General features: G+C 70.5%; 24 protein-coding genes and 1 pseudogene. 9 read left to right on the forward strand and 16 right to left on the reverse strand.

What is annotated here, in order from left to right:
- The 4 genes from GTO19_RS21830 to GTO19_RS21845 all read left to right on the forward strand — a co-directional run.
- On the forward strand, positions 1-381 hold a 381-nt coding region (locus tag GTO19_RS21830), incomplete at its 5' end, for an ABC transporter permease subunit (RefSeq protein WP_291024943.1).
- On the forward strand, positions 365-1,009 hold the full coding sequence (locus GTO19_RS21835; RefSeq protein ID WP_291024945.1) for an ABC transporter ATP-binding protein: 645 nt from the start codon (positions 365-367) through the stop codon (positions 1,007-1,009). The genes GTO19_RS21830 and GTO19_RS21835, both read left to right, overlap by 17 nt.
- Before the next feature lie 155 nt (positions 1,010-1,164).
- Positions 1,165-1,434, forward strand: coding sequence for a heavy metal-binding domain-containing protein (locus tag GTO19_RS21840; protein ID WP_050980735.1), 270 nt, complete (start codon positions 1,165-1,167; stop codon positions 1,432-1,434).
- Complete coding sequence (locus GTO19_RS21845; protein WP_291031295.1) at positions 1,431-1,637, forward strand: hypothetical protein; 207 nt, start codon at positions 1,431-1,433, stop codon at positions 1,635-1,637. The genes GTO19_RS21840 and GTO19_RS21845 overlap by 4 nt, the downstream gene beginning before the upstream one ends.
- Positions 1,638-1,639: 2 nt before the next feature.
- Here GTO19_RS21845 and GTO19_RS21850 read toward each other — a convergent pair whose 3' ends face one another.
- The gene (locus GTO19_RS21850; RefSeq protein ID WP_291024950.1) at positions 1,640-2,239 is read right to left on the reverse strand and encodes a glutathione S-transferase family protein; all 600 of its coding nucleotides are present in this window, start codon (positions 2,237-2,239) and stop codon (positions 1,640-1,642) included.
- 118 nt (positions 2,240-2,357) lie between these two features.
- Between GTO19_RS21850 and GTO19_RS21855 the strand changes: the two genes are divergently transcribed.
- Complete coding sequence (locus GTO19_RS21855) at positions 2,358-3,329, forward strand: YafY family protein (protein ID WP_291024953.1); 972 nt, start codon at positions 2,358-2,360, stop codon at positions 3,327-3,329.
- A 55-nt stretch (positions 3,330-3,384) separates the two neighbouring features.
- On the opposite strand, the gene GTO19_RS21860 is transcribed toward GTO19_RS21855, so the two are convergent.
- The 3 genes from GTO19_RS21860 to GTO19_RS21870 are packed head-to-tail and all read right to left on the reverse strand — an operon-like array spanning position 3,385 to position 7,028.
- A complete protein-coding gene (locus GTO19_RS21860; protein ID WP_291024955.1) occupies positions 3,385-4,581 on the reverse strand; it encodes a lytic murein transglycosylase in 1,197 nt (398 codons plus the stop codon).
- A 47-nt stretch (positions 4,582-4,628) separates the two neighbouring features.
- Complete coding sequence (locus tag GTO19_RS21865) at positions 4,629-5,993, reverse strand: MBL fold metallo-hydrolase (protein WP_291024957.1); 1,365 nt, start codon at positions 5,991-5,993, stop codon at positions 4,629-4,631.
- Between the two features lie 36 nt (positions 5,994-6,029).
- Entirely contained in the window at positions 6,030-7,028 is a 999-nt protein-coding gene (locus tag GTO19_RS21870) for a ZIP family metal transporter (RefSeq protein WP_291024959.1), read from the reverse strand.
- 119 nt (positions 7,029-7,147) lie between these two features.
- On the opposite strand from GTO19_RS21870, the gene GTO19_RS21875 reads away from it, so the two are divergent.
- Positions 7,148-7,636 carry a GFA family protein gene (locus GTO19_RS21875; RefSeq protein ID WP_291024962.1) on the forward strand — a complete coding sequence of 163 codons (489 nt, stop codon included), beginning with the start codon at positions 7,148-7,150 and terminating at the stop codon, positions 7,634-7,636.
- Positions 7,637-7,640: 4 nt separating this feature from the next.
- Here GTO19_RS21875 and GTO19_RS21880 read toward each other — a convergent pair whose 3' ends face one another.
- From GTO19_RS21880 to grpE, 4 genes are all read right to left on the reverse strand, one after another.
- Positions 7,641-8,411 (reverse strand): M48 family metallopeptidase, encoded by a 771-nt coding sequence (locus tag GTO19_RS21880; protein WP_291024964.1) that lies wholly within the window; start codon positions 8,409-8,411, stop codon positions 7,641-7,643.
- 118 nt (positions 8,412-8,529) lie between these two features.
- Positions 8,530-9,666: a molecular chaperone DnaJ gene (dnaJ, locus tag GTO19_RS21885; RefSeq protein WP_291024966.1), complete on the reverse strand. Its 1,137-nt coding sequence runs from the start codon at positions 9,664-9,666 to the stop codon at positions 8,530-8,532.
- Positions 9,667-9,748: 82 nt separating this feature from the next.
- Complete coding sequence (dnaK, locus tag GTO19_RS21890) at positions 9,749-11,683, reverse strand: molecular chaperone DnaK (protein WP_291024968.1); 1,935 nt, start codon at positions 11,681-11,683, stop codon at positions 9,749-9,751.
- Positions 11,684-11,788: 105 nt separating this feature from the next.
- Positions 11,789-12,364 carry a nucleotide exchange factor GrpE gene (gene grpE, locus GTO19_RS21895; protein WP_291024970.1) on the reverse strand — a complete coding sequence of 192 codons (576 nt, stop codon included), beginning with the start codon at positions 12,362-12,364 and terminating at the stop codon, positions 11,789-11,791.
- Positions 12,365-12,522: 158 nt separating this feature from the next.
- Between grpE and GTO19_RS21900 the strand changes: the two genes are divergently transcribed.
- A complete protein-coding gene (locus GTO19_RS21900; RefSeq protein ID WP_291024972.1) occupies positions 12,523-13,374 on the forward strand; it encodes a fumarylacetoacetate hydrolase family protein in 852 nt (283 codons plus the stop codon).
- A 2-nt stretch (positions 13,375-13,376) separates the two neighbouring features.
- On the opposite strand, the gene GTO19_RS21905 is transcribed toward GTO19_RS21900, so the two are convergent.
- The 7 genes and pseudogenes from GTO19_RS21905 to GTO19_RS21935 form a co-directional block, all read right to left on the reverse strand.
- Complete coding sequence (locus GTO19_RS21905; RefSeq protein ID WP_291024974.1) at positions 13,377-13,691, reverse strand: helix-turn-helix domain-containing protein; 315 nt, start codon at positions 13,689-13,691, stop codon at positions 13,377-13,379.
- 167 nt (positions 13,692-13,858) lie between these two features.
- Positions 13,859-14,413, reverse strand: a complete 555-nt coding sequence (locus GTO19_RS21910) for a MarR family winged helix-turn-helix transcriptional regulator (RefSeq protein WP_291024976.1) — start codon at positions 14,411-14,413, stop codon at positions 13,859-13,861.
- 16 nt (positions 14,414-14,429) lie between these two features.
- Complete coding sequence (locus GTO19_RS21915; protein WP_291024979.1) at positions 14,430-14,849, reverse strand: thioesterase family protein; 420 nt, start codon at positions 14,847-14,849, stop codon at positions 14,430-14,432.
- A pseudogene (locus GTO19_RS21920) lies at positions 14,846-16,592 on the reverse strand (tannase/feruloyl esterase family alpha/beta hydrolase). Before GTO19_RS21920 ends, GTO19_RS21915 begins: the two are co-directional and overlap by 4 nt.
- Before the next feature lie 67 nt (positions 16,593-16,659).
- A complete protein-coding gene (locus tag GTO19_RS21925; protein ID WP_291024982.1) occupies positions 16,660-17,445 on the reverse strand; it encodes an SDR family NAD(P)-dependent oxidoreductase in 786 nt (261 codons plus the stop codon).
- Positions 17,442-19,331, reverse strand: a complete 1,890-nt coding sequence (locus GTO19_RS21930; RefSeq protein WP_291024984.1) for a feruloyl-CoA synthase — start codon at positions 19,329-19,331, stop codon at positions 17,442-17,444. The genes GTO19_RS21925 and GTO19_RS21930 overlap by 4 nt, the downstream gene beginning before the upstream one ends.
- Entirely contained in the window at positions 19,328-20,110 is a 783-nt protein-coding gene (locus tag GTO19_RS21935) for a crotonase/enoyl-CoA hydratase family protein (RefSeq protein ID WP_291025074.1), read from the reverse strand. The genes GTO19_RS21930 and GTO19_RS21935 overlap by 4 nt, the downstream gene beginning before the upstream one ends.
- A 654-nt stretch (positions 20,111-20,764) precedes the next feature.
- On the opposite strand from GTO19_RS21935, the gene GTO19_RS21940 reads away from it, so the two are divergent.
- Entirely contained in the window at positions 20,765-21,628 is an 864-nt protein-coding gene (locus tag GTO19_RS21940) for an amidohydrolase family protein (RefSeq protein ID WP_291024985.1), read from the forward strand.
- Complete coding sequence (locus GTO19_RS21945) at positions 21,625-23,472, forward strand: AMP-binding protein (RefSeq protein ID WP_291024987.1); 1,848 nt, start codon at positions 21,625-21,627, stop codon at positions 23,470-23,472. The genes GTO19_RS21940 and GTO19_RS21945 overlap by 4 nt, the downstream gene beginning before the upstream one ends.
- Before the next feature lie 15 nt (positions 23,473-23,487).
- Here GTO19_RS21945 and GTO19_RS21950 read toward each other — a convergent pair whose 3' ends face one another.
- Positions 23,488-24,078, reverse strand: a complete 591-nt coding sequence (locus GTO19_RS21950; protein WP_291024988.1) for a 2-hydroxychromene-2-carboxylate isomerase — start codon at positions 24,076-24,078, stop codon at positions 23,488-23,490.
- Between the last annotated feature and the right edge of the window lie 121 nt (positions 24,079-24,199).

Below are 24,199 nucleotides of genomic sequence, written 5' to 3' on the forward strand. Positions count from 1 at the left end.
CCCTTCATCGCGTGCGCCCTGGCCGCCGCGCTGGACGCGTTGCCGCCGTCGCTGGCGCAGGCGGCGGCCACGCTGGGCGCCTCGCCCGCGCGCGTGGCCTGGCGCGTGAGCTTGCCGCTGGTGGCGCCCGCGCTGCGGCGCGGCACCGCCTTCGCCGCCGCCACCATGCTGGGCGAGTTCGCGGTCTCGCTGTTCCTCACGCGGCCCGAATGGCTCACGCTCACCACACTGATCCACCAACGCCTGGGCCGCCCGGGCGAGACCAACCTGCAGGCCGCACTGGTGCTGGCGCTGCTGCTGCTGGCGCTCGCCCTGGCGGCCTTCGCGCTCATTGAAGGCGGCGCGCGCCGCCAGACGCCACCCCATGCTCGAACTGCGTGACATCCACCTGCGCTGGGACCGGCGCCCGTTGCTCGACGGCGTGAACCTGCGCGTGGACGCGGGCCAGACCGTGGCGCTGCTCGGGCCCTCGGGCAGCGGCAAGAGCACGCTGCTCAAGGTCGTGGCGGGCATCGAGACGCCCGAACGGGGCAGCGTGTGGTTCGACGGCGAGGACATCACGCGCACGCCGCCGCACCGGCGCGGCTTCGCGCTGATGTTCCAGGACTTCGCCCTGTTCCCGCACCTGGACGTGCGCGACAACGTGGCCTTCGGCCTCATCGAGCAGCGCGTGCCCCGGCGCGAGGCGCGCGAGCGCGCGCAGGCCCTGCTCACGCGCTTCGGGCTGGGGGCGCACGCCCAGGCGCGCGTGTGGACGCTATCGGGCGGCGAGCAGCAGCGCGTGGCGCTGGCGCGTGCGCTCATCACGCAACCGCGCGCCTTGTTGCTGGACGAACCCTTCTCCGCGCTGGACGCCACGCTGCGCGAGCAACTGCGCGCCGAGTTCCGCGAGCGCATCGCCGAGGCCGGCATGGCGGCCATCCTCGTGACGCATGACGAGGCCGAGGCGCGCGCGATGGCGCAGCGGGGCTGGGGGCTGGACCAGGGGCAGTTGCGCCCACTGTGGTGAGCCCAGCCGCGCCTTCACCTCTCAGCGTGGTGAGCTAAGCTGTGCCCGCACCCGATCGGGGTGGTCACCGGAGCACGCGCATGGGCTGGTTTTCCAAGGCACCCACGGGGTTCTTCCTCAGCACCACCACGCCGCCGGGCGTGGAACGCGGCCAGATGCTGGGCGTGGTGCATGGCGAGGCCATCATCGGCGCCAACATCTTTCGCGACATGTTCTCCTCCATCCGCGACGTGGTGGGCGGCCGCGCGGGCGGCTACGAACGGGCCCTGTCGGGCGCGCGCGACGCGGCCGTCGAGGACCTCATCGAATCCGCCAAAGAACTTGGCGCCAACGGCGTCATCGGCATCGACTTCGACTACGAGGTGCTCGGCGAGGCCAACGGGATGATGATGGTCGCGGTGAGCGGGACGGCGGTGAAGCTGTGACGCAGAAGGATGAGATGCGCGCCGGCCTGCTCGAAACGCGCCGCGTGGAACACGGCGCTTCACTGGGCGACCAGGCGCGCACGCATGAAGTGCTGCTGAAGGACGTCATCCGGGGTCTGGACGACGTGGATGCGGGGTGTGTGGTGCCCGCAGCCCGTGCCTTGCTGATGCTCCGCCAGCGTCGCCCCGGCGCCGCTGGTTAAGTTCAGCCCGCTTGCATCGCCGGCCGCGCCTGCACCCGCGCCAGCCAGGCCTGCACGTTCGGGTGCTTGTCGACCGGCGCGCCGATGTAGGCGCTGTAGCCGATCACCGAACCCACCGACAGGTCCACCAGCGAGTACGCCTCGCCCAGCATCCAGGGCTGCTTCGCCAGGCGCGCGTCGAGCAGCGCCAGCAATTGGTCCAGGGCCCGGTAGCCCGCCTGGCCGTGCGCATCGTCCGGCGTGCCCATGTCGCGCGCGGCCTGCAGGCGGATGAGTTGCGCGCCATAAGTGACGTAGGCCCAGGTGCACCACGAGAACGCCTGCAACTGCGCGGGCGTGCCCGGCGCCGGCCACAGGCCGTTCTTCACACCGTACCGCTCGCCCAGCCACAGCTCCATGGCCAGGGCCTCGAACATCGGTGCGCCGTCCACGGTCATCGTGGGCACCTTGCCGTTGGGGTTGAGGGCCAGGAAGCCGGGGCGGCGCTGTTCGCCGGTGGTGATGTCGACCTTCACGCGCTCGTGCGGCACACCCAGTTCGGCGAGGGCGCAGGCGATGGGGGTGGCGCTGGACATGGGGTGCCAGTAGAGGACGAGGGACATGGCGGGCTCCTGAAGTGAAGGGGTTGAAACCGGGCCGGCCGAGCGCCGGATCCGTGGGACGGACTGTCGCAGCCATTGCGGACAGAAACAGCCCTCGATAAGAGCTAGAGTGCACCCCATGCTGACCTCGTCCTCCCGATTGCTGAGGCTGCTCTCGCTGCTGCAGACCCGCCGCCACTGGAGCGGCGCCGAACTGGCCGAGCGGCTGGCGGTGAACCCGCGCACCCTGCGCCGCGACATCGACCGCTTGCGCGAGCTGGGCTACCCCATCCACGCCAGCAGCGGCGTGGCCGGCGGTTACGCGTTTCGCGCCGGCCAGGCGCTGCCGCCGCTGCTGCTGGACGACGAGGAGGCCCAGGCCGTGGCCATCGCCCTGCAGACTGCTGCGGCCGGCACGGTAAGCGGGGTCGAGGAGGGCTCGCTGCGCGCGCTGGTGAAGCTGGAGCAGGTGATGCCCGCGCGCCTGCGCAGGCGCCTGGAGGCGCTGCGTTCGAGCATCCTGCCGCTGGAGAGCCTGCGGCCCACGGTGGACGCGGGGGTGTTGGCCAGCCTGGCGCTGGCCTGCCGCGACCAGTTGCGCCTGGCCTTCGCCTACCGCGACAGCCGGGGCCAGGACACGGCGCGCACGGTGGAGCCGCAGGGCCTGGTGCACACCGGCAGCCGCTGGTACCTGGTGGCCTGGGATCCGGCGCGCGAGGACTGGCGCACCTTCCGCCTGGACCGCATCGAGGGCGCGCCCGCTCTGGGCCAGCACTTCGCGCCGCGCGCGGGGCCTGAAGGCGGAGACCTGCGCGCCTTCGTCTCGCGCTCCATCGGTGTCTCGGCCTACGTGGAGCAGGCGCGCGTGGTGCTGCACAAACCCCTGGCCGAGATGGCGCGGCAGATTCCGCCCACGGTGGCGCGGCTGGAGCCGCTGGACGACGCGCGCTGCGTGATGCACAGCGGCGCGAACCACCTGGAGTCGCTGGCCTACTGGCTGATGGCGCTGGACGTGGAGTTCGAGGTGCTGGAGCCGCCCACGCTCAAGGCCCTGCTGGAGAAGGCGAACGCGCGCGTGGCGCGGGCGCTGGCGCGGTCGGGGAAGCATTGAGATAAATAACTCAATGCTGGAAAGCCCGTCGCGGCGTGGCCTGCTGCGCAGGGCCTCACCCCCCGCGCAGCGCCTTCAACAGCTTCTGCCCCGCGCGACCATCGGCCTCCCAACCCAGGCGCGTCTGCTCCGCGCGCACGGCGGTGCGCGTCTTCTCGCCCAGCAGACCGTCCACCTCGCCGATGTCGTGCCCACGCGCCAGCAACAGGGTCTGCAGCTCGCGGCGCTCGGCGCGTGTCAGGCCCAGGTCGTCGGTGGGCCAGGGCGTCACGAAGGGACCGCCGCCGCGCAGGCGGTCGGCCAGGTGGGCGATGGCCAGGCCGTAGCTTTCGGCCGCGTTGTAGCTGTAGATGGCGTCGAAGTTGCGCGTGACCAGGAAGGCCGGGCCCTTGGCGCCCGCGGGCGTGAGCAGGCCCAGGCTCAGCTCGGGCGGCACGGGCGTGCCGTCGATGCGCGTCACCCCGCGCGCCGCCCACTCGGTGCCGGGGCGCTTGGTGCGCCGGCCCTCGCCCAGCACGGAGAAGCCCTCGGGCAGCTTCACCTCGAAGCCCCAGGGCAGGTCGCTGCGCCAGCCCGCGCGCTGCAGGAAGTGGGCGGTGGAGGCCAGGGCGTCGGGGACGCTGTCGATCAGGTCGGCGCGGCCGTCGCCATCGAAATCCACCGCCAGGCGTTCGTAGGTGCTGGGCATGAACTGCGTGTGGCCGAAGGCGCCGGCCCAGGAGCCCTGCAGTCGCTCAGGCGGGAAGTGCCCGGCCTGCAGCAGGCGCAGCGCGGAATAGAACTCGGTGCGGAAGTAGGCCTGGCGCCGGCCGAAGCACGAGAGGGTGGCCAGCGACTGCACGATGGGCGTCTTGCCGAAGCCCTGGCCGTAGTTGCTCTCCACGCCCCACACGGCCACCACGGTGGCCGGGTCCACGCCGAAGCGCTGCTGCACGCGCTGCAACAGCTCGGCGTTGGCCTGCAGGCGTTGCGCGCCTTCGTCCACGCGCTGCGGGTCCACCAGCACGGTCAGGTAGTCCCAGATCGGCGTCTTGAACTCGGGCTGCGCGTCCAGGTTGCCGATGACCGACATCATGGGCTGCAGGGTGTCGGTGTGGGTGCGGTAGGTGGCCTCGTTCACGCCGTTGGCACGGGCCGTGGGGCGCAGTCCGTCCAGGCACTGGCGAAATTCCTTGTCGGGTGTCTGGGCGAAGGTGGGGGCGGCCAGGGCGGCCAGAGCGGCCGTGAAGCAGAGGGTGGTGAGTCGTTGCATGGGAATGGGGTCGCCCGGAGGCGGAAAAGTTCAGGCGGTCGGCCTGTTCAGGCGGGCCAGGTGCTGCCGTGCTCCGGCACCAGCGCGGGCCAGCCCAGTTCGTGTTCGATGCGCAGGCGCAGCCCGTCGGCCGCGTCCATGTCACCGTGCGTGACGAAGGTGCGCCGGGGCGCCCGCGGCAATTGGCGCAGCCAGGCCATCAGTTGATCGGCGTCGGCGTGCGCGGAACCGGCGGTGAGTTGCACCACCTCGGCCCGCACCGGCCACTGCTGGCCGAAGATGCGCAGGCTGGGGATGCCCGCGGCCAGTTGCGCGCCACGCGTGCCGGGGGCCTGGTAGCCGGCGAGCACCACCATCGAACGGTGGTCGCCCAGGTGATGGGTGAGGTGGTGCAGCACGCGCCCGCCGGTGGCCATGCCGCTCGCCGCCAGGATCACCTTGGGCCCATGGCGCTGGGCGATGGCCTTGGACTGCTCCACGCTGGTGACCATCTGCGCGGTGCGCTCCATCTCGCGGCACTCGGCGGCGCTCAGGCGGTGCTGGCCCAGGTGGCGCTCGTACAGCTCCGTGGTCTGCACGGCCATGGGGCTGTCCAGGTACACCGGCAGGCCGCGCGGCAGATCGCCCCGCGCCTTGAGCCGCGCGATGGCCAGCAACACGGCCTGCGCGCGACCCACCGCGAACACCGGCACCACCGCCGCGCCGCCGCGCGCGGCGGCGCGCGCCAGCGCCGGGCCGAGTTCACCCAGCAGGTCTTCCTTGGGGTGCAGGCGGTTGCCATAGGTGGACTCGCACAGCACCACGTCGGCCTCGGGCGGCGCCTCGGGTGGGTGCATCAGCGCGTCGTCGGGCCGGCCGAGGTCGCCGGAGAAGAGGATGCGCCGCCCACCCACCGTCAGCAGCACGCTGGCCGCGCCCAGGATGTGGCCCGCCCCGCTGAACCGCGCCGTCCAGCCGGGCAGGGGCTCGAAGCTGTCGTGCGCCCCTGCCGTGTGCAGCCGCTTCAGGCTACGGCGCGCGTCGTCCTCGGTGTACAGGGGCAGGGCGGGGCGGTGCTTGCTGAAGCCCTTGCGGTTGGCGTACGCGGCTTCTTCTTCCTGCAGGTGGCCGCTGTCGGGCAGCATCACGTGCAGCAGGTCGCGTGTGGCCGGTGTGCACCAGGCCTTGCCCGTGAAGCCGTCCCTGGCCAGCAGCGGGAAGTAGCCGCTGTGGTCGATGTGCGCATGCGTGAAAAGCACGGCGCCGATCTGGCCCGGCACCACCGGCAGCGGCTCCCGGTTGCGCAGGCGGTACTGCTTGTAACCCTGGAACAGGCCGCAGTCCACCAGCAGGCGCTGGCCTTCGTGTTCGACGAGGTATTTCGAGCCGGTGACGGTGCCCGCGCCGCCGAGGAATCGGATGCTGACGCCCATGCGGGCATCTTAGCCCGGCGCCGCGTGGCACCGGGCTCAGGCCAGGGCGCTGTCCAGCCAGATCATGAAGATGAAGCCGGCGAGCAGCGTCGCGCTGGCCGCGCCTTCGAAGCCGTCGCGGTGCGTCTCGGGAATGATCTCGTGGCTGACCACGAAGATCATGGCGCCGGCGGCCAGCGCCAGGCCCAGCGGGTAGAACACCGGCACGCTGCCCAGCACCACCACGCCCAGCAGCGCGCCCAGTGGCTCGGCCAGGCCGGTGAGCGCGGCGACACCCCACGCCTTCGCGGCGCTCAGGCCCAGGGTGCGCAGCGCCATGGCCACGATCAGCCCCTCGGGCATGTTCTGCAGGCCGATGGCCAGGGCCACGGCGGCACCGTCGTGCACGCTGTCCGCCCCCGCCGGGCCCGCGTAGGCGGCGCCCACGGCCAGGCCCTCGGGCACGTTGTGGATCATCAGCGCCAGCACCATCAGCCAGGCGCGCTGCGAGGCCGCGTCGCGCGGCAACCAGGCGCTGGCGTGCGTGTTCGCCGCCGGGGGCATCACGGCGTGTTCGTGCGGCAGGGCGCGGTCGATGGCGAGCATCAGCCCCATGCCAAGCGCCAGCCCGGCGCCCGACAGCAGCGCGCTCCAGCCGCCGTCACCCACCAGCGCGCGGCTGGCGTCCAGCGAGGGCAAGAGCAGTGCGAACACCGCCGCCGCCAGCATCACCCCGGCCGAGAACGCCATGAAGGCCGACTCCTGCCGCTTGCCGATGCGCTGGACCACGAACACCGGCAGCGCGCCCACGGCCGTGGCAATGGCCGCCAGCAGCGAGGCCTGCACGCCCGCCACCAGCGCACTGCCACCTTCCACCGCCAGCCACCAGGCACGCGTGGGTGCCCAGAAGGTGGAGCCGGCGGCGATGCCCGCCATCAGCAGCAGGCCGGCCGCCAGCGCCAGCAGCGCGTTGCGCAGGGCGTGGGCGGGCACCGGCAACTCGAGCTGCTGCAACTGGGCCCAGACGGGCTGGATCTGACGGATGAGGGCGGGCATGGGTCGGCTCGATGAAAACACGTGGTCAGTTTGGCAAAAACTATCGGAGATGGCCAATCGATGTTGACAATGACGCAGATAGGGCGTGGCTGCGCCATCAACACAAGGAAGGGCAAGCGATGCGACTCAAAGGCTCCTGCCATTGCGGCAAGGTCCGATTCACCGTGGAATCGCACGAGCCGGTGCCGTTCATGCGCTGCTACTGCTCCGTCTGCCGCAAGACCGCGGGCGCGGGCGGCTACGCCATCAACCTGGGGGCGGCCGTGCAGGGCATGAAGGTGAAGGGCAAGCGCCACCTGCGCATCTACCGGGCCCGCCTGCCGGCCGACGATGGCCAGGGCACCCGCAAGAGCAGCGCGCGGCGCTACTTCTGCGGCCACTGCGGCAGCGCGCTGTGGCTGTGGGACCCGACCTGGCCCGAGCTGGTGCACCCGCACGCCAGCGCGATCGACACGCCGCTGCCCGCGCCACCAGAGAACGTGCACTGCATGGTGGGCTCGAAAGCGCCCTGGGTGCGGGTGGAAGGCCGGGCCGCAGACCCGCGCTTCGATGGCTACCCCGACCTGTCGCTGGCCGAATGGCACAGAGACAAGGGCCTGAGCGACTGAGGGGTCAGGGTCGGGGGCGGACCGGTGCATCAGGCCCCTGGGGCAAGCCGTTCGCCTGCTCCCTCGCGCGGTTCAAGCGCTCGTTCAGCGCGGGGTGGGTGGGCGCTGACAGGAGGACCGCACCCGCCAGTGTCGGGGCGTGCAGTTTGACCAGCACGCGCGCCATGGCTTGCGGATCACGGCCCGCCAGTCGCAGCAGCGCGATGCCGCGCGCGTCGGCCAGCAATTCCTGTGCGTGCAGCAGTTCGTGGGCGTCATGGGCCACGGACGAGTCGGGCCTGATCGTGGCCAGGCGGGCGCGCACCTGGGCGATGCCCGTGCTCGCGTCGCCCACGCGCAATTGCATGTCGCAGGCCTCGGCCAGCGCGTCGCGCACCTCCACGTGGGCCAGCTCGTGGGCGAGGACGGCCGCCAGTTCGTCCTCGCCGAGGCCGTGGCGCGGGTCAAGGAGGGCGCGGGTGAGGATCACCACGCCGTGGTCGGCCGCGAAGGCGTTGAGCTCGCGGTCGTCCAGCACCAGCAGCTTCACGGGCGGGCGTTCGCGCAGGCCCGGCGAGACGGCCACCAACTGATCGAGCAGGGTCTGCAGGCGTGCGGGGGGCGCCAGAGCGGGGCGAACCCGCAGCAGCTCGGCGATTTGCGCCTCGTCCAGCGCGCGCTGCTCGGCGGCGCGGCGCGGGTCGTCGTGGCAGGCCGTTTGCGCGTCAGCAGGCCAGGCGATCCCCCATCCTGCCAGCAGCAGAACCGTTCCCAGGAAACGAGGTATACGGTTCATACGATTTATACCGTTCGGCAGGAACGGTTTGTACGCCGATGGGAAGCGCTTGAAAAGCCCCCTTCGCCAAAGAAAAAGCGACGCCGAAGCGTCGCTTTGTCAGGGGTCGTGGTCCGGATCAGCTGAAGAAATCCTTCGCCTTCTCGAACCAGCCCTTGTCGTTCGGGCTGTGCTTGTGCCCGCCCTTCTTGAAGGACTCGTCGAGCTCCTTCAGCAGCTTGCGCTGGTGCTCGGTGAGCTTCACCGGCGTCTCCACCGCCACGTGGCAGTACAGGTCGCCCGGGTAGCTGCTGCGCACGCCCTTGATGCCCTTGCCACGCAGGCGGAAGGTCTTGCCGCTTTGCGTGCCTTCGGGCAGGTCGATGGTGGCCTTGCCCTGCAAGGTGGGCACGTCGATCTCGCCGCCCAGGGCGGCAATGGTCATGCTCACGGGCACCTGGCAGTGCAGGTCGTCGCCATCGCGCTCGAAGATGTCGTGCTTGCGCAGGCGGATCTCGATGTAGAGGTCACCCGCCGGGCCGCCGTTCTGGCCGGGCTCGCCGTTGCCGGTGGAGCGGATGCGCTGGCCGTCGTCGATGCCGGCCGGGATCTTGATCTCCAGCGTCTTCTGGCGCTTGATCTTGCCCTGGCCATGGCAGGTGGTGCAGGGCTCGGGGATGACCTTGCCGCGGCCCTGGCAGGTGGGGCAGGTCTGCTGCACGCTGAAGAAGCCCTGGCGCATCTGCACCACGCCCTGGCCGTGGCAGGTGCCGCAGGTCTTGGCGCTGGTACCGGGCTTGGCGCCGCTGCCGTGGCAGGTCTCGCAGTCGTCCCAGCTGGGAATGCGGATCTGCGTTTCCTTGCCGCTGGCGGCTTCTTCCAGGCTGATCTCCATGGCGTAGGACAGGTCCGCGCCGCGGTACACCTGCCGTCCGCCTGCGCCGCCTCGTCGTGCGCCGCCGAAGATGTCGCCGAAGATGTCGCCGAAGGCGTCACCGAAACCGCCGAAGCCCTCGGCGCCGCCCGGGCCGCCGCGCATGTTCGGGTCGACGCCGGCGTGGCCGTACTGGTCGTAGGCGGCCTTTTTCTGCGCGTCCGAGAGCATCTCGTAGGCCTCCTTGGCCTCCTTGAATTTCTCTTCGGCGCCCTTGGCCGCATCGCCCTGGTTGCGGTCGGGGTGGTGCTTCATCGCGAGCTTGCGGTACGCCTTCTTGATCTCCTCGTCGGAGGCGTTCTTGGGCACGCCGAGCACTTCGTAATAGTCGCGTTTGGCCATGGTCTGTGGGGCTGGTGTTTGAACACGAACGCCGCGTCAGCTTGCGCGGACGCGGCGGTGTGGCGGGCGTCGCGCGTCGCGATCAGCCCTTCTTGACTTCCTTCACTTCCGCGTCGACGACGTCGTCATCGGCCGGCTTGGCGGCCTGCGGCTGGGCGTCGGCGGCCCCGGCCTCGGCGCCGGCCTGTTCGGCCTGCTGCGCGGCGTAGACCTTCTCGCCCAGCTTCTGGCTCGCGGTCATCAGGGCGGTGGTCCTGGCCTCGATCGCCTCCTTGTCCTCGCCCTGGACGGCTTCCTCCAGCGCCTTGATCGCGTCCTCGATGGCCGACTTCTCGCCGGCCTCGAGCTTGTCGCCGTGCTCGCCCAGGCTCTTCTTCACGCTGTGCACCATGGCCTCGGCCTGGTTGCGCGACTGCACGAGCTCGACCTTCTTCTTGTCCTCGGCCGCGTTGAGTTCGGCGTCCTTCACCATCTGCTGGATCTCGGCTTCGGAGAGGCCGGAGTTCGCCTTGATGGTGATCTTGTTTTCCTTGCCGGTGCCCTTGTCCTTGGCGCTCACGTGCAGGATGCCGTTGGCGTCGATGTCGAAGGTCACCTCGATCTGCGGCACGCCGCGCGGCGCGGCGGGAATGCCCTCGAGGTTGAACTCGCCCAGCAGCTTGTTGCCGGCGGCGATCTCGCGCTCGCCCTGGAACACCTTGATGGTCACGGCCGGCTGGTTGTCGTCGGCGGTGGAGAACACCTGCGAGAACTTGGTCGGGATCGTCGTGTTCTTGGCGATCATCTTGGTCATGACGCCGCCCATCGTCTCGATACCGAGCGACAGCGGGGTCACGTCGAGCAGCAGCACGTCCTTGCGGTCACCCGAGAGCACCTGGCCCTGGATGGCGGCGCCCACGGCCACGGCTTCATCGGGGTTGACGTCCTTGCGCGGCTCCTTGCCGAAGAACTCCTTGACCTTCTCCTGCACCTTCGGCATGCGCGTCATGCCGCCGACCAGGATCACGTCGTCGATCTCGCCCACGCTCACGCCGGCGTCCTTGATGGCGGTGCGGCAGGGGGCGATGGTGCGCTCGATCAGCTCTTCCACCAGGGCTTCCAGCTTGGCGCGCGTGAGCTTGATGTTCAGGTGCTTGGGGCCCGAGGCATCGGCCGTGATGTAGGGCAGGTTGATGTCGGTGGCCGCCGCGGACGACAGCTCGATCTTGGCTTTCTCGGCCGCTTCCTTCAGGCGCTGCAGGGCCAGCACGTCCTTGCTCAGGTCGACGCCTTGCTCCTTCTTGAACTCGGAAATGATGTGGTCGATGATGCGCTGGTCGAAGTCTTCGCCGCCCAGGAAGGTGTCGCCGTTGGTGGAGAGCACCTCGAACTGCTTCTCGCCGTCGACGTCGGCGATCTCGATGATGGACACGTCAAACGTGCCGCCGCCCAGGTCGTACACGGCGATCTTGCGGTCGCCCTTGTCCTGCTTGTCCAGGCCGTAGGCCAGGGCCGCGGCGGTGGGCTCGTTGATGATGCGCTTCACGTCGAGGCCGGCGATGCGGCCGGCGTCCTTCGTGGCCTGGCGCTGGGCGTCGTTGAAGTACGCGGGCACGGTGATCACCGCCTCGGTGACCGGCTCGCCGAGGTAGTCCTCGGCGGTCTTCTTCATCTTGCGCAGGATGTCGGCCGACACCTGCTGGGCCGAGATCTTCTTGCCGCGCACCTCGACCCAGGCGTCGCCGTTGTCGGCGGCCACGATGGAGTAGGGCATCAGGTCGATGTCCTTCTGCACTTCCTTCTCGCTGAACTTGCGGCCGATGAGGCGCTTGATGGCGTACAGCGTGTTCTTGGGGTTGGTGACGGCCTGGCGCTTGGCCGAGGCGCCGACCAGCACCTCACCGTCTTCCTGGTAGGCGACGATCGAGGGCGTGGTGCGTGCACCTTCGCTGTTCTCGATCACCTTGGTGTTGTTGCCTTCCATGATGGCCACGCACGAGTTCGTGGTGCCGAGGTCGATGCCGATGATGCGTCCCATGTGAGTGACTCCGAGGATGTGGTTAAAGCTGTTGACGAGGTGTGGATAAGCCTGGGGAATTCAAGGGGGCGGGGCGTGCGCAAGTGCTGCGTCGGGCCCCTGGCCTCACTTGGGTGCCGCCACGGTGACGAGGGCCGGACGCAGCACGCGCTCGGCGATGAGGTAGCCCTTCTGGAGCACCGTGACCACCGTGTTGGGCTCCTGCTCGGCCGGCACCATGCTGATGGCCTGGTGCTGGTGCGGGTCGAACTTCGTGCCGGCGGCGGGCGCGATCTGCACGACCTTGTGGCGCTCCAGCGCGCTCTTGAGTTGCTTGAGCGTGGCCTCGGTGCCTTCGCGCAACTGTTCGCGCGTGGCCTCCTGGACGGCCAGGCCGGCTTCCAGGCTGTCGGCCACGGCGAGCAGGCTTTCGGCGAAGCTTTCCACCGCGAACTTGCGGGCCTTGCTCACTTCCTCTTCGGCGCGGCGACGGGCGTTCTCGGCCTCGGCCTTGGCGCGCAGGTACTGGTCGGCCAGGTCGGTGTTCTGGGCTTTCAGGGTGGCCAGTTCGGCCTCCTGGGCGGCCTGGGCCTCGGCCTCGCCAGCCGCCTGGGCGGCCTCGGCCTCTTCGGCGCTCACGGGCGCTGACTGAGGCGCGCTGTTGTCCTGGGGCGGCGGGGCGTTGGGGGGCGTCTGGCTCATCGTTGAGGGGCTCTTGCGGTTCGTGAAAAGGGGTGTCCAGGGGGCGTTTTGCCCGACAAGTCGGGCAACTGGGGGCGGTGCGGCGGATTTCAAGGGCCGCCCGGATGGGCGGGTGCGACGCGGCAGAATCGGCGGTTTTCACCTCACCGAAGCGACGCATGAAACTCATCCGCCACGGCCTGCCCGGCGCCGAATCTCCCGGTCTGATCGACGCCAGCGGCACGCCACGCGACCTGTCGGGGGTGGTGGCCGACATCGCGCCGGCCACGCTGGGCCCGGATTCTATGGCCCGTCTGGCCGCGCTGGACCCGCTGAAGCTGCCGCCCGTGCCCTCGGGCACCCGCCTGGGCCCCTGCGTGGGCGGGGTGGGCAACCTCATCGGCATCGGCCTGAACTACGCCGACCACGCGGCCGAGGCCGGCCTGAAGGTGCCGGGGCAGCCCATCGTCTTCAACAAGCACACCAGCGCCCTGAGCGGACCGCACGACGAGGTCTGGCTGGCGCCCGGTTCGCAGAAACTCGACTGGGAGGTCGAGCTGGGCGTGGTGATCGGCCGGCGGGCCTTCCACGTGAGCGAGGACCAGGCCCTGGCGCACGTGGCCGGCTACTGCCTGCTCAACGACGTGTCCGAGCGGGCCTACCAGATCGAACATGAGGGCCAGTGGGTCAAGGGCAAGAGCTACCCCACGCATTGCCCGATCGGCCCCTGGCTGGTGACGCCCGATGAGCTGGGCGACCCGCAGGACGTGGACCTGTGGCTGGAGGTGAACGGCCAGCGCCGCCAGAACGGCAGCACGCGCACCATGGTGTTCGGCGTGGCCACCCTGGTGAGCTACCTGAGCCGCTACATGGCCCTGCAGCCGGGCGACGTGATCGCCACCGGCACGCCGCCCGGCGTGGGCATGGGGCACAAGCCGCCGCTGTACCTGAAGGCAGGCGACGTGATGGTGCTGGGCGGGCGGGGGCTGGGCGAGCAGCGGCAGGTGGTGGTGGACAGCCCCGCCGCCTGACATCAGGCCCGCGCGCGTCTCGCGGGATGGCGCTGGTGCCAGCGGCTGGCGAAGCCGCGCACCTCGCCCAGCCGGCGCACCAGGTCAGCGCCCTGTGTCGTGAGCCGGTAGCCCGTGCCGTTGTGGTCCACCAGTTGCGCGGCGCGCAGTTCCTTGAGGCGGGTGTTGAGCGTGTTGGGGGTGACGCCGCCCACGCTGTCCTGCAGCAGCCGGAAGGTCTGCGGGTGGCCGTCGGCCAGGGCCCAGAGCACGCGCATGGCGTAGCGCGATTCCAGCAACTCGAACAGCTGGCTCACGGCTTCGTGGTCCTTGCTCATCGGCGGTCTCCTGGCGGGCCTGCACACGGCGCGTCGCGCTGTTTCAACTCGTGACAGCACTATAGGCAGCAAAGCGCCCGCTACCAAGTTGCTAGCTGTGTGCGGCGCAGCATTGTGGCGCCGCGGTCACCCGGGTTTGCCCCGATGGGCGCGCGGGGTGTGGCGCTTCAGATGGCGTCGTCGCCCAGGCCCTGCGCGGGGCCGCGGCGGTACACCTTGCGCAGCAGACCGATGAGTGTCTGCACCTCGTCCGGCGTGAGCGCCGAGGTGGCCTCGGCCTCGAGTTCGGTGGCCGTGGCCTGGGCCTGGCGGTGCAGCTTCTGGCCGGCAGCGGTGAGGTGCAGGCCCTGGGCCCGGCGATCGCTGGGGTGGGGCTTGCGCACCACCAGCCCGCGCGCCTGCAGCGCCTTGACCATGCCCACCAGGTTGGGCGGCAGGATGTCCAGCGCCGCGCAGATCTGCCGCGAAGTGACGCCCGGGTTGTGGGCGATCACGCTGAGGACGGAGAAGTCCACCGGCCGCAGGCCGTAGGGCGCCATGCGGCGCAGGAACACGGCGATGACGGTGAGCGCGGCGCGCCGCGCGTTGTAGCCCACCAGGGTTTCGAGGAAGCGGGTGTCGGGCAGGCCGTCACCCGCGCTGGCGGCTTCGTCGGCGGGCGCTGCGCCCTTGCGCGCGCCCCGGGGGCGGCGCATGGCGTTGGCGATGGAAGTGTCGGTCATCCGGCGTTCGGCGGGCTCAGGTGCACAGCGCCTTGATGTCCTCGGGCACGGGGATGGCGCGGATGCGCGAGGCGTCGGCCGGGTCGCGCTCGCAGAAGGCGCGCACCTCGGTGCCTTCGCACAGCAGGGTGTCGCCACGCATCACCCGGTGCTGGTGCTTGAACACCTTGGCGCCCCATTCGATGACGCTGGTGTGCACCTGCAGGCGCTCGCCGTAGGTGGCGGGCTTGCTGAACTTGGTGTGGATCTCCAGCAGCGGCGTGCCGATGATGCCGCGCGTCTTCACCAGTTCGCGCCAGGGCTGCACGCCGCACTTGACGAAGAAGTTGAGCGAGGATGCGTCCATCCACTTGCTGAAATTGGGAAAGAAGACGATGCCGGCGGGGTCGCAGTCGCCGAACATCACTTCCACTTCATAGGTCTGGGTTTTGCTCATCTGGGGTTTTGGCAGGAAAAACTGGCGGCGCTCTCGGCGTCGCCGCCCTGGTAACGGGCCACCGAAGGATAGGCGCAGAGCGGGCGGCTTCGTTGCGCGGACCAGTCCGGGGGCAATTCGTTGTTCACGCCGCCGGCGTTGCCCGCACCGCGCGCCGTGGCCTTCACGGCCTGCGGCGCTTCGCCGTGTTCGACCCAGCGCACCAGGGGCGTGAGCAGGTCGAACTGGTCGGTGGACGGGCCGCCGCTGCAATGGTTCATGCCGGGCACGGGAAAGTAGCGCGCGAAGTCGGCCGCGCGGCCCCCCTGGCTGGCGTTCAGGCGCTCCAGCCACTGGCGCGTGTCCTCGGCCGAGAAGATGGCGTCGCTCACGCCGTGGTACAGCACCATCTTGGCGCCGCGCGCGCGCAAGGGCAGCAGGTTGTCGGGCTTCTCATGGCCGGGTGGGCTCATCAGCGAGAGGCCCGATTCGCGGTAGGTGTCGGTGGTGGCCGAGACAGCGCCCAGCAGGGCGTCGATGTCGGCGCTGGCGAAATTCACCGGTGCGGCGGGCGGCGCGGTGAACACCGTGCCCACGGACAGCGGATCGAGCGCAACCGAGTTGACGAACTTCCAGGTGGCCCAATTGGCGCCCGCAATGCCCGCGTCCCACGGGAAGGCGCTGTAGATGGGCTGGCCGCTGCGCGCCTGGCCGCCGGCGTGCACCTGGCTCAGGGCGTCGATCTGCGGCGCGGTGAGGCATTGGCCGTCGCGCGCCTGGCCACCTTTGCAGGCGGGCAGGTCGCGCGCCGGGTTGAAGGCGGCCTGGCAGGCCTGCGTGGCCTGCACCAGGCCGTCGCTCAAGCCGTCCGAGCGCATCGCAGCGCCGCAGCACGGCGCGGGCCACGGTCTGGCGTTCGGCCGCCGTGAGCGCGCTGCCCAGATCGGGGATGCTGGCGTTGGGGTTGAGCGGGTGGCGCACCGTGGTACCGGGGGTGGCGATGGCGGCCCACTTCTGCGCGCCCCACAGTTGCGCCAGGGCCGCGTTGGGCAGGCGGTAGCCGGGCGCGCCGATGAGGTAGCCGTCGTACTGTTCACCCAGGCGGCTGGCCGCCACCATGGCGTGGCGCCCGCCGTTGGAGCAGCCGCCGATGTAGGAGCGGTCCGGGCCTTTGCCGTAAGCGCCCTGGATCAGCGCCTTGGCCATGGGCGTGAGCCTGGCGACGGCCTGGTAGCCGTAGTCCAGGCGCGCCTGCGGTTCGAGGCCGAAGTACGGCGTCTGCGCGCCGGTGTGGCCGGCGTCGGAGCTGATCACGGCGAAGCCCTGCACCAGCGCGCCGGTGAGCGGGCCGCCGCCGAGCGCGCCCTCGGCCGGTCGCACGGCGCCGTCCAGGCCGCCGTTGCCCTGGTAGTAGAAGCGCCCGTTCCAGGCCTGGGGCAGGCGCATCTCGAAGCCGATGGCGTAGTCGCGGCCGTCGCTGCCCTTGCGCTCGTGCATGCGGCCCTTGACGAGGCAGTGCGCGGCCACGGGCTGGCCGGCCAGCTTGAGCTCGCCCGCCGCCACGGGCGCGGCCGATTCGATGCGCGTGGCCGGGTGCCGGAAGGCGCCGGCCAGCGCTTCGCACTGCTGCAGAGGCGCGCCCACGGCCGCGCTCAGGCGGGCCGGGGGCGGTGAGGACGGCGGGCTGGCGCAGGCGCCCAGCAGCAGAGCCGCCGACAGGGTGGCGCCGACGGTGACGGGGTGGATGGTGGCGGTGTGGGGCATGGCGCTTGTCTCCTCGGGTGGCCTTGTCGGCTCTGTGGGGCGCGATCGTTTGGGCGGCGTGCCGCGCTCAGCGCGGCGCCATGCGCAGCGCGCCGTCCAGGCGGATCACTTCGCCGTTGAGGTGCGTGTTGGTCACGATGTGCGCGGCCAGGGACGCGAACTCCTCGGGCTTGCCCAGCCGCGAGGGAAAAGGGATGCTGGCCGCCAGCGAGGCCTGCACCGGCTCGGGCAACTGGCGCATCAGCGGCGTGGAGAACAGGCCCGGCGCGATGGTGCAGACGCGGATGCCGTGCTGCGCCAGGTCGCGCGCCATCGGCAGGGTCATGCCCACCACGCCGCCCTTGGAGGCGCTGTAGGCCTGCTGGCCGACCTGGCCGTCGAAGGCCGCCACGCTGGCGGTGAACAGCATCACGCCGCGTTCGCCGTCTTCCATCGCCTCGAGCCTGGCGCAGGCGGCGGCGAAGAGGCGGCTGGCGTTGTAGGTGCCGATGAGGTTGACGTTGATGACCTTGGCGAAGTCCTCCAGCGGCGCGGCGCTGCCGTCTTTCTGCACCACCCGCTTGGCGGTGCCGATGCCGGCGATGTTCATGAGGATGCGCGCCGGGCCGTGCGCGGCCGCGGCGGCGTCGAGGGCGGCCTGCACGCTGGCGGTGTCGGTCACGTCGCATTTCACCGCCACGGCACAGCCGTTTCCATGTTCCGCGCCGATGTCCCGGGCCACGCGCTGCGCGCCCTCCAGGTTCACGTCCAGCACGGCGACCTTGGCGCCCAGGCGCGCGAGTTCGCGCGCGGTGGCCTCGCCCAGGCCCGAGCCGCCGCCGGTGACCAGCGCGGCCTGTCCTTCGATCTTCATGCGTGTCTCCTCTGTTCGGTGGGTTGGGGAAGCAGGGTGTTCGGCGCCGTGCCCGCGTGCAGCGCGGCGACGAGTTCGGCGCGGTGCTTGAGCACGGCGCGCTGGTTGATGGAGCCCTTGTCGGTGACCTCGCCCTTGTCGATGCTGGGCGGATCGGCCAGCAGCAGCAGGCGCGCCACGCGGTTGGCGCTGCCCGTGGCCTGCGCGGCCAGGTCATCGAGCACCTGCTGGAAGTGCGCCAGAACCTTCGGGTGGGCCAGCACCTGCGCCAGCGGTGCGTCACTGCCCAGGCCGGCGAGGCCGCGCACCGCGCCGGTGGTGAACAGCATCGCGCCCACTTCTCTTTCGTTCAGGCCGGTGATGACGGCGTCCTGCACGAAGGGCGCGCCGGCCGCGATGATCCTGGCGCGCAGCGGGCCCACGCTCACGAAGGTGCCGGTGGCGAGCTTGAAGTCTTCGGCGATGCGGCCGTCGAAGCGCAGGCCCAGGTTCGGGTTCGCCGGATCGATCCAGGTGACCGCGTCACCGGTGCAGAAGAAGCCTTCCTCGTCGAAGGCCTCGGCTGTGGCCTCGGGGCTGCGCCAGTAGCCGGGCGTGATGTTGGGGCCGCGGTAGCGCACCTCGGTCTTGTCGCCGCTGGGCACGAGCTTGAGTTCCAGCCCGGCGGCGGGCAGGCCCAGGTCGCCGGACTTCACCTCGGGCCGGGTGATGTACAGGCCGAAGGGGCCGGATTCCGTCATGCCCAGGCCGGTGCCCATCACCACGCGCTCGCCGATCTCCTGTTCCTCCACCTCGTGCAGGGTGTCCCACACGGGCTGGGCCAGCGCGGCGCCGGCGTAGAAGAACATGCGCACGCGGCTCAGCAGGTTCTTGCGCAGCACGGCGTCGGTCTTCATCGCGTTGGCGATGGCCTCGAAACCGGTGGGCACGTTGAAGTACACGGTGGGCGCGATCTCGCGCAGGTTGCGCAGGGTCTCGCCGATGAGTGCCGGCGTGGGCTTGCCGTCGTCGATGTAGAGCGTGCCGCCGTGCATGAGCACCAGGTCGAAGTTGTGGTTGCCGCCGAAGGTGTGGTTCCAGGGCAGCCAGTCCACCAGCACGGGCGGCGTGTCGGGGTCGGCCAGCACCGGCATGCTCTGCGCCATCTGCCGCTGGTTGGCGCACCACATGCGCTGCGTGTTGATGACGGCCTTGGGCAGCTTGGTGGAGCCCGAGGTGAAGAGGAACTTGGTGATGGTGTCGGGGCCCGTGGCCTGCATCGCGGCGTCCACCGCCGGGGTGGGCGCGGTGGCGCGCAGCGCGGCGAAGCTGGTGGTGGCGCGGCCTGGCACGGTGCCGCTGCCGGTGACGATCTCCACGCCATCGCCGATGGTGGCGAGCAGGGCGCGCTCGTACCGCGGCGCGTCGGCGGCATAGACCAGACCGGGCGTGAGCGTGTTCACCAGATGGCGCAGCTTCTCGAAGTCCTGGCTCACCAGCGAGTAGGGCGGCGAGGCGGGCGACCAGGGGATGCCGGCGTACAGGCAGCCCAGCGCGATCTGCGCGTGCTCCAGGTCGTTCTCGCTGAGGATCAGCACCGGCCGCTCCGCGCTCAGGCCGCGGTCCAGCAGGGCCTGGCCGATCGAGCGCGCGGCGTCCAGCGCGTCGGCGTAGCTCAGGTGCACCCAGTCGCCGGTGCTGCCGTCGGCGTTCCTCGCACGGCGCGCCATGAAGCTGCGCTGGGGTGCCTTGTCGGCCCAGTGCACCAGGTAGTCGGTCATGCGCTGCGCGTAGGGCTGCAGCGGCAGGGCGGCGCTCAGGTAGGTGGTGCCGTCGGCGGTCTGGCGCACGCGGGCTTCGGTCACGCCGAAGTCGAGCGCGCGGTAGCGCGGGGCCACGGCACTCATTGCTTCTTCACCTTGGGGCCGCGGCCTTCCAGGAACTCGCGCACGCGGGCCTTGGCCTCGGGCGCGTCCTGCACGATGGCCGAGATCAGTGCCTCGGTGAAGAAGCCGTGGTCGGCGGGCTGGTCGGCGATGCGCGGCAGCGCCTGCATCAGCGCGTAGTTGGTGAGCGGCGCATTGGCGGCGATGCGCGTGGCCAGCTCCAGCGCCTTGTCCAGCGCGGTGCCCTGCGGCACGAGGTACTGCGCCAGCCCGGCGCGTTCGCCTTCTTCGGCGCTGAGCACGCGGCCGGTGAACATCATGTCGGCCATGCGCGCGGTGCCGATCAGGCGCGGAATGCGCACCGAGCCGCCACCGCCGACGAAGATGCCGCGCGAGCCTTCGGGCAGCGCGAAGAAGCTGGACGCGTCGGCCACGCGGATGTGGCAGGCGCTGGCGAGCTCCAGGCCGCCGCCGACCACGGCGCCGTGCAGGGCCGCGACGACGGGCACGGGGCCGCGCTCCACCTGGTCGAGCGCGTGGTGCCACATGCGCGAATGGTGCAGGCCGGCGGCGGCGTTGCGTTCGCTCAGCTCGGACAGGTCCAGGCCGGCGCAGAAGTGGTCCCCGTTGCCATGGATGACGGCGGCGCGCACGCTGTGCGGCATGCCCTGGAAGACGTCGCGCAGGGCGAGCACCAGGCCGTCGTTGAGGGCGTTGCGCTTGCCCGGGCGGTTGAGGGTGATGAGGGCGATCTGCTGCTGGTCTCCGCGCAGCTCGATCGTCAGGTCGTTGGTCTGGATGGGCATGGAAATGAAGGCTTCGCGGCTTCTTGTGAGGGTGGGCGATTATTGTTATAAACGATAACCAAATTCAACCGCTTCCCTCTGAAATTGGGTGCGGGTTTACCCTGATTTTTGGGTGATGAGGAGACTGAATGGCGGTGTTCAATCGCAGGCCGTCGTGGCTGGCAGGCCAAGGGCTTGGGCCCTGCCTGTGGGGGCTTCACTGCGCCGCCCCTCGCTGCGCGAGGGGTCCACTGCGGTGCTCGGGTGGCCGGCCCGGCGGCATAACTCGCTGCGCGCGCTTTGCGCGCTCCGCTCAGACAGATGCCGCCAATCGGTTCACGAAGCGCGCTGCGCGCGCGGGCCGGCCACCCTGCGCTCCTCGTCGTCGCACAGGCGCCCCCACAGGCAGGGCCCAAGCCCTTGGCTCGCGAGGTGCGGGCAGGCGGACGTTGCAACCTCGGGGTTTCGTTGATCGCCGGGATGTTGGTGCACTCACGATGGCGTGCTCGGGTGCCCCGCGTCAGGGATGTGCCCCTGGCCTTGGCGGCGCCTATGCGGTGCCGAGGCCAGGGGCACAGCCCTGACATCGCAAGCCAAGGTGGAGCGCCATCGCCACACCGACCAACCCAGCATCCCAGCAACAAACCAGCAACGAGAAGAGAGCCCACCATGGACCACCAGAACCTCATCGCCATCGACATCCACACCCACGCCGAGGTGAGCTGCTGGAACCCCTTCGACAACTACGGCGAGGAATACGACCGCGCGGCGGACAAGTACTTCGGCAGCAACCGCCGCCCCACCATTGCCGAAACGATCGCCTACTACCGCGAACGCAAGATCGGCCTGGTGATGTTCACCGTGGACAGCGAATCGAAGCTGGGCCGTCGCCGCATCCCCAACGAGGAAATCGCCCAGGCCGCGCGTGAGAACAGCGACATGATGGTCGCCTTCGCCAGCATCGATCCGCACAAGGGCAAGATGGGTGCGCGCGAGGCCGAGCGTCTCATCAAGGAAGAAGGCGTCAAGGGATTCAAGTTCCACCCCACGGTGCAGGGCTACCATCCCTACGACAAGATGGCCTGGCCGATCTACGAGGTCATCAACGCGCACAAGCTGCCTACCATCTTCCACACCGGCCACAGCGGCATCGGCAGTGGCATGCGCTGCGGCGGCGGCTTGCGGCTGGAGTACAGCAACCCCATGCACCTCGACGACGTCGCCATCGACTTTCCCGACATGCAGATCGTGATGGCCCACCCCAGCTTCCCCTGGCAGGACGAAGCCCTCAGCGTGGCCACGCACAAGCCCAACGTGTGGATCGACCTGAGCGGCTGGAGCCCGAAGTACTTTCCCAAGCAGCTCGTGCAGTACGCCAACACCCTGCTCAAGGACCGTGTCCTCTTCGGCAGCGACTACCCGCTCATCACGCCCGAGCGCTGGATGAAGGACTTCGAGGTCGCCGGCTTCAAGCCCGAGGTCATGCCCGGCATCCTCAAGGGCAACGCCGTGCGCCTGCTCGGACTGGCATGAAGGCCTTTACCTCCCTCGCCGACATCGAGGCGCTGGAGCGCCGCCCGCTGGCCGAGGTGGCGCCGCAGCGCACACCGTACGGGCTGATCCGCGCCGCCGCCGAGCGCTTCGCCGAGCGCGAGGCCTTCACCTTCCTGCCCGACGCCGACCTGGCGAGCGAGCCGCGCCGCGTGAGCTACCGCGAACTGCTGGCGATGGTGCACCGCGCCGCCAACGCCTTTCGCGCGCTGGGCATCGGGCCCGGGGACAGCGTGGCCCTGCTCGCGCCCAACACGCCCGAGGCGCACGCCGTGCTGTGGGGCGCGCAGCTTGCGGGCCGCGTCTGTCCCATCAACACCCTGCTGCAGCCGGACCACATCGCCGCGCTCATGCAGGCCGCGAACGCCAAGGTGCTGGTGGCGCTGGGGCCGAACGCGGAGTTTCCGGTGATCTGGGCGTCGGCGCTGAAGGTGCAGGCGCTGTACCCGTGCGCCTTGGTGCCCATGGAGGTGAGCGAGGGCGTGCCCGGCCTGGTCTCGTTGCAGGCACTGATGGCCGCGCAGCCCGAGACCTTGTCGTTCGAGCCCGACCTGGACCCCGATCGCGTGGTCGCGCTGTTCCACACCGGCGGCACCACGGGCGCGCCCAAGCTGGCGCAGCACACCGCCGGCAACGAGGCGCACACCGCCTCGTTCGCGCACGCCTACTACGACTGCGACGAGCGCAGCGTCGAGGTGAACGGCTTCCCGCTGTTCCACGTGGCCGGGGCCTTCGTCTATGGCCTCGCGCTGCTGGCCACCGGCGCGCGCCAGGTGCTGCCCACGCTCACGGGCATGCGCAACACCGGTTTCGTGCAGAACTACTGGCGCTTCTGCGAACGCGAGGGCGTGACGCACCTGGCCTGCGTGCCCACGGTGCTGGCCAGCTTGCTCGGTGTGCCCATCGACGCCGACACCTCGCGCATCCGCGCGGCTTACACCGGCGGCTCGCCGCTGCCCACCGAACTCGCGCAGCGCTTCGAGGCCGGCACCGGCATTCCCGTGCGCAACATCCTGGGCATGACGGAGTGCGCCGGGCTGGTCAGCATCGAGCCGCTGCTGGCACCGCGCGAGCCGGGCTCGGCGGGCTGGCGCCTGCCCTACACGGACGTGTTCGTCGTGCCGTGGCGGGACGGCGAAGCGAAGCTCGACGAACGCTGCGCGGCCGAGGAGACCGGCGTGGTGGTGCTGCGCGGACCGCACATGAGCCCGGGCTACCTCGACGCCACGCGCAACGTCGGCATGTTCGAGCAAGGCTGGATCGTCTCGGGCGACCTCGGCCACCTCGACGCCACAGGCCGCGTGCACATCACCGGCCGCGCCAAGGACCTGATCATCCGCGGCTCGCACAACATCGACCCTGGCCTGGTGGAGGACGCCTTCCTGGCGCACCCCGCCGTGGCCCAGTGCTCGGTGGTGGCCGAGCCGGACGCGCACTCGGGCGAGGTGCCCGTGGCCTTCGTGGTGCTGCGCCCGGGCATGTCCATCGCGTCGGACGCGCTGCTGCGCGAGGTCGCGCCCCGGGTGTATGAGCGGCCCGCCGTGCCCAAGCGGGTCGTGGTCATCTCGGCGCTGCCGCTCACCGCCATCGGCAAGGTGTTCAAGCCCGCGCTGCGGCTGCACGCCATCGAACTCAAGCTGGCCGACCTGGCGCGCGAGCTGGCGCCGCGGCGCGAGGTGCAGGTGGACGTGGTGGAGGAGGGCGGGCGCCAGCGCGCCACGGTGCGCTTCTCGGGCCCGGCCGATGCGGGGTTGGCCGAGGCGCTGAAGGCCGCGCTGGCGGCCATTGCCGTGCCGACCGAGGTGGTGTTCGACGCCGGCGGCTGAGGTGACGGGCCGGCCTCACCAGCCGCCGCGTTGCAGCCAGCGTTCCACCTGCTCCAGCTTGTCCACGCCCCAGAAGGGTTCGCCATCGACGATGAGCGTGGGCGAGCCGAACACGCCCTGCGCCAGCGAGGCGTCGACCTCGGCGCGCAGCAGTGCCGCCGCTTCCTCACCACCGGCCGCGCGGGCGATCGTTTCGCCCACCACAGGCACCAGCGCGTCCGGCGTGGACAGGTCCAGCCCTTCACCCCAGTACGCGCCATAGATCGCGTGCACCACCTCGCCCGCGCGTTCGGGCGCGTGGCGGTTCGCCCAGGCCAGCGCCCGCCCGCAGGCCAGCGGGTTCATCACCGCGTCGCGCGGCTGGCGCTTCATGGCCACGCCATGCTCGCGCGCGTAGCGGCGCACGTCGCGCTCCACGTAGTCGCCCTTGAGCGGCGTGTCCATCAGGGGCTTCAGGCCCATCACCTTCATCACCGCCACGCCCAGCAGCATGGGGTGCCAGGCCACACCGCGGCCGTGGCGCGCGGCGATGGCCTCGATGCGCAGCGAGGCGAAGTAGCCGTAGGGCGAGATGAAGTCGAGGTGGCAGTGCAGCGGGGCGGACATGGCCGGCGATGATGCCGCATCGACCCGAAGGTTTCATGCCGGAATGCGATAGCAGGAAGTCGGATCCGGGGCTGGCGCAGGGCGTGCGCCTGCGGCACAGTACCGGCGCTTGTGTCTGACG

Origin of the sequence: Hydrogenophaga sp., assembly GCF_011772445.1 — a bacterium.
Lineage (GTDB): Bacteria > Pseudomonadota > Gammaproteobacteria > Burkholderiales > Burkholderiaceae_C > Hydrogenophaga.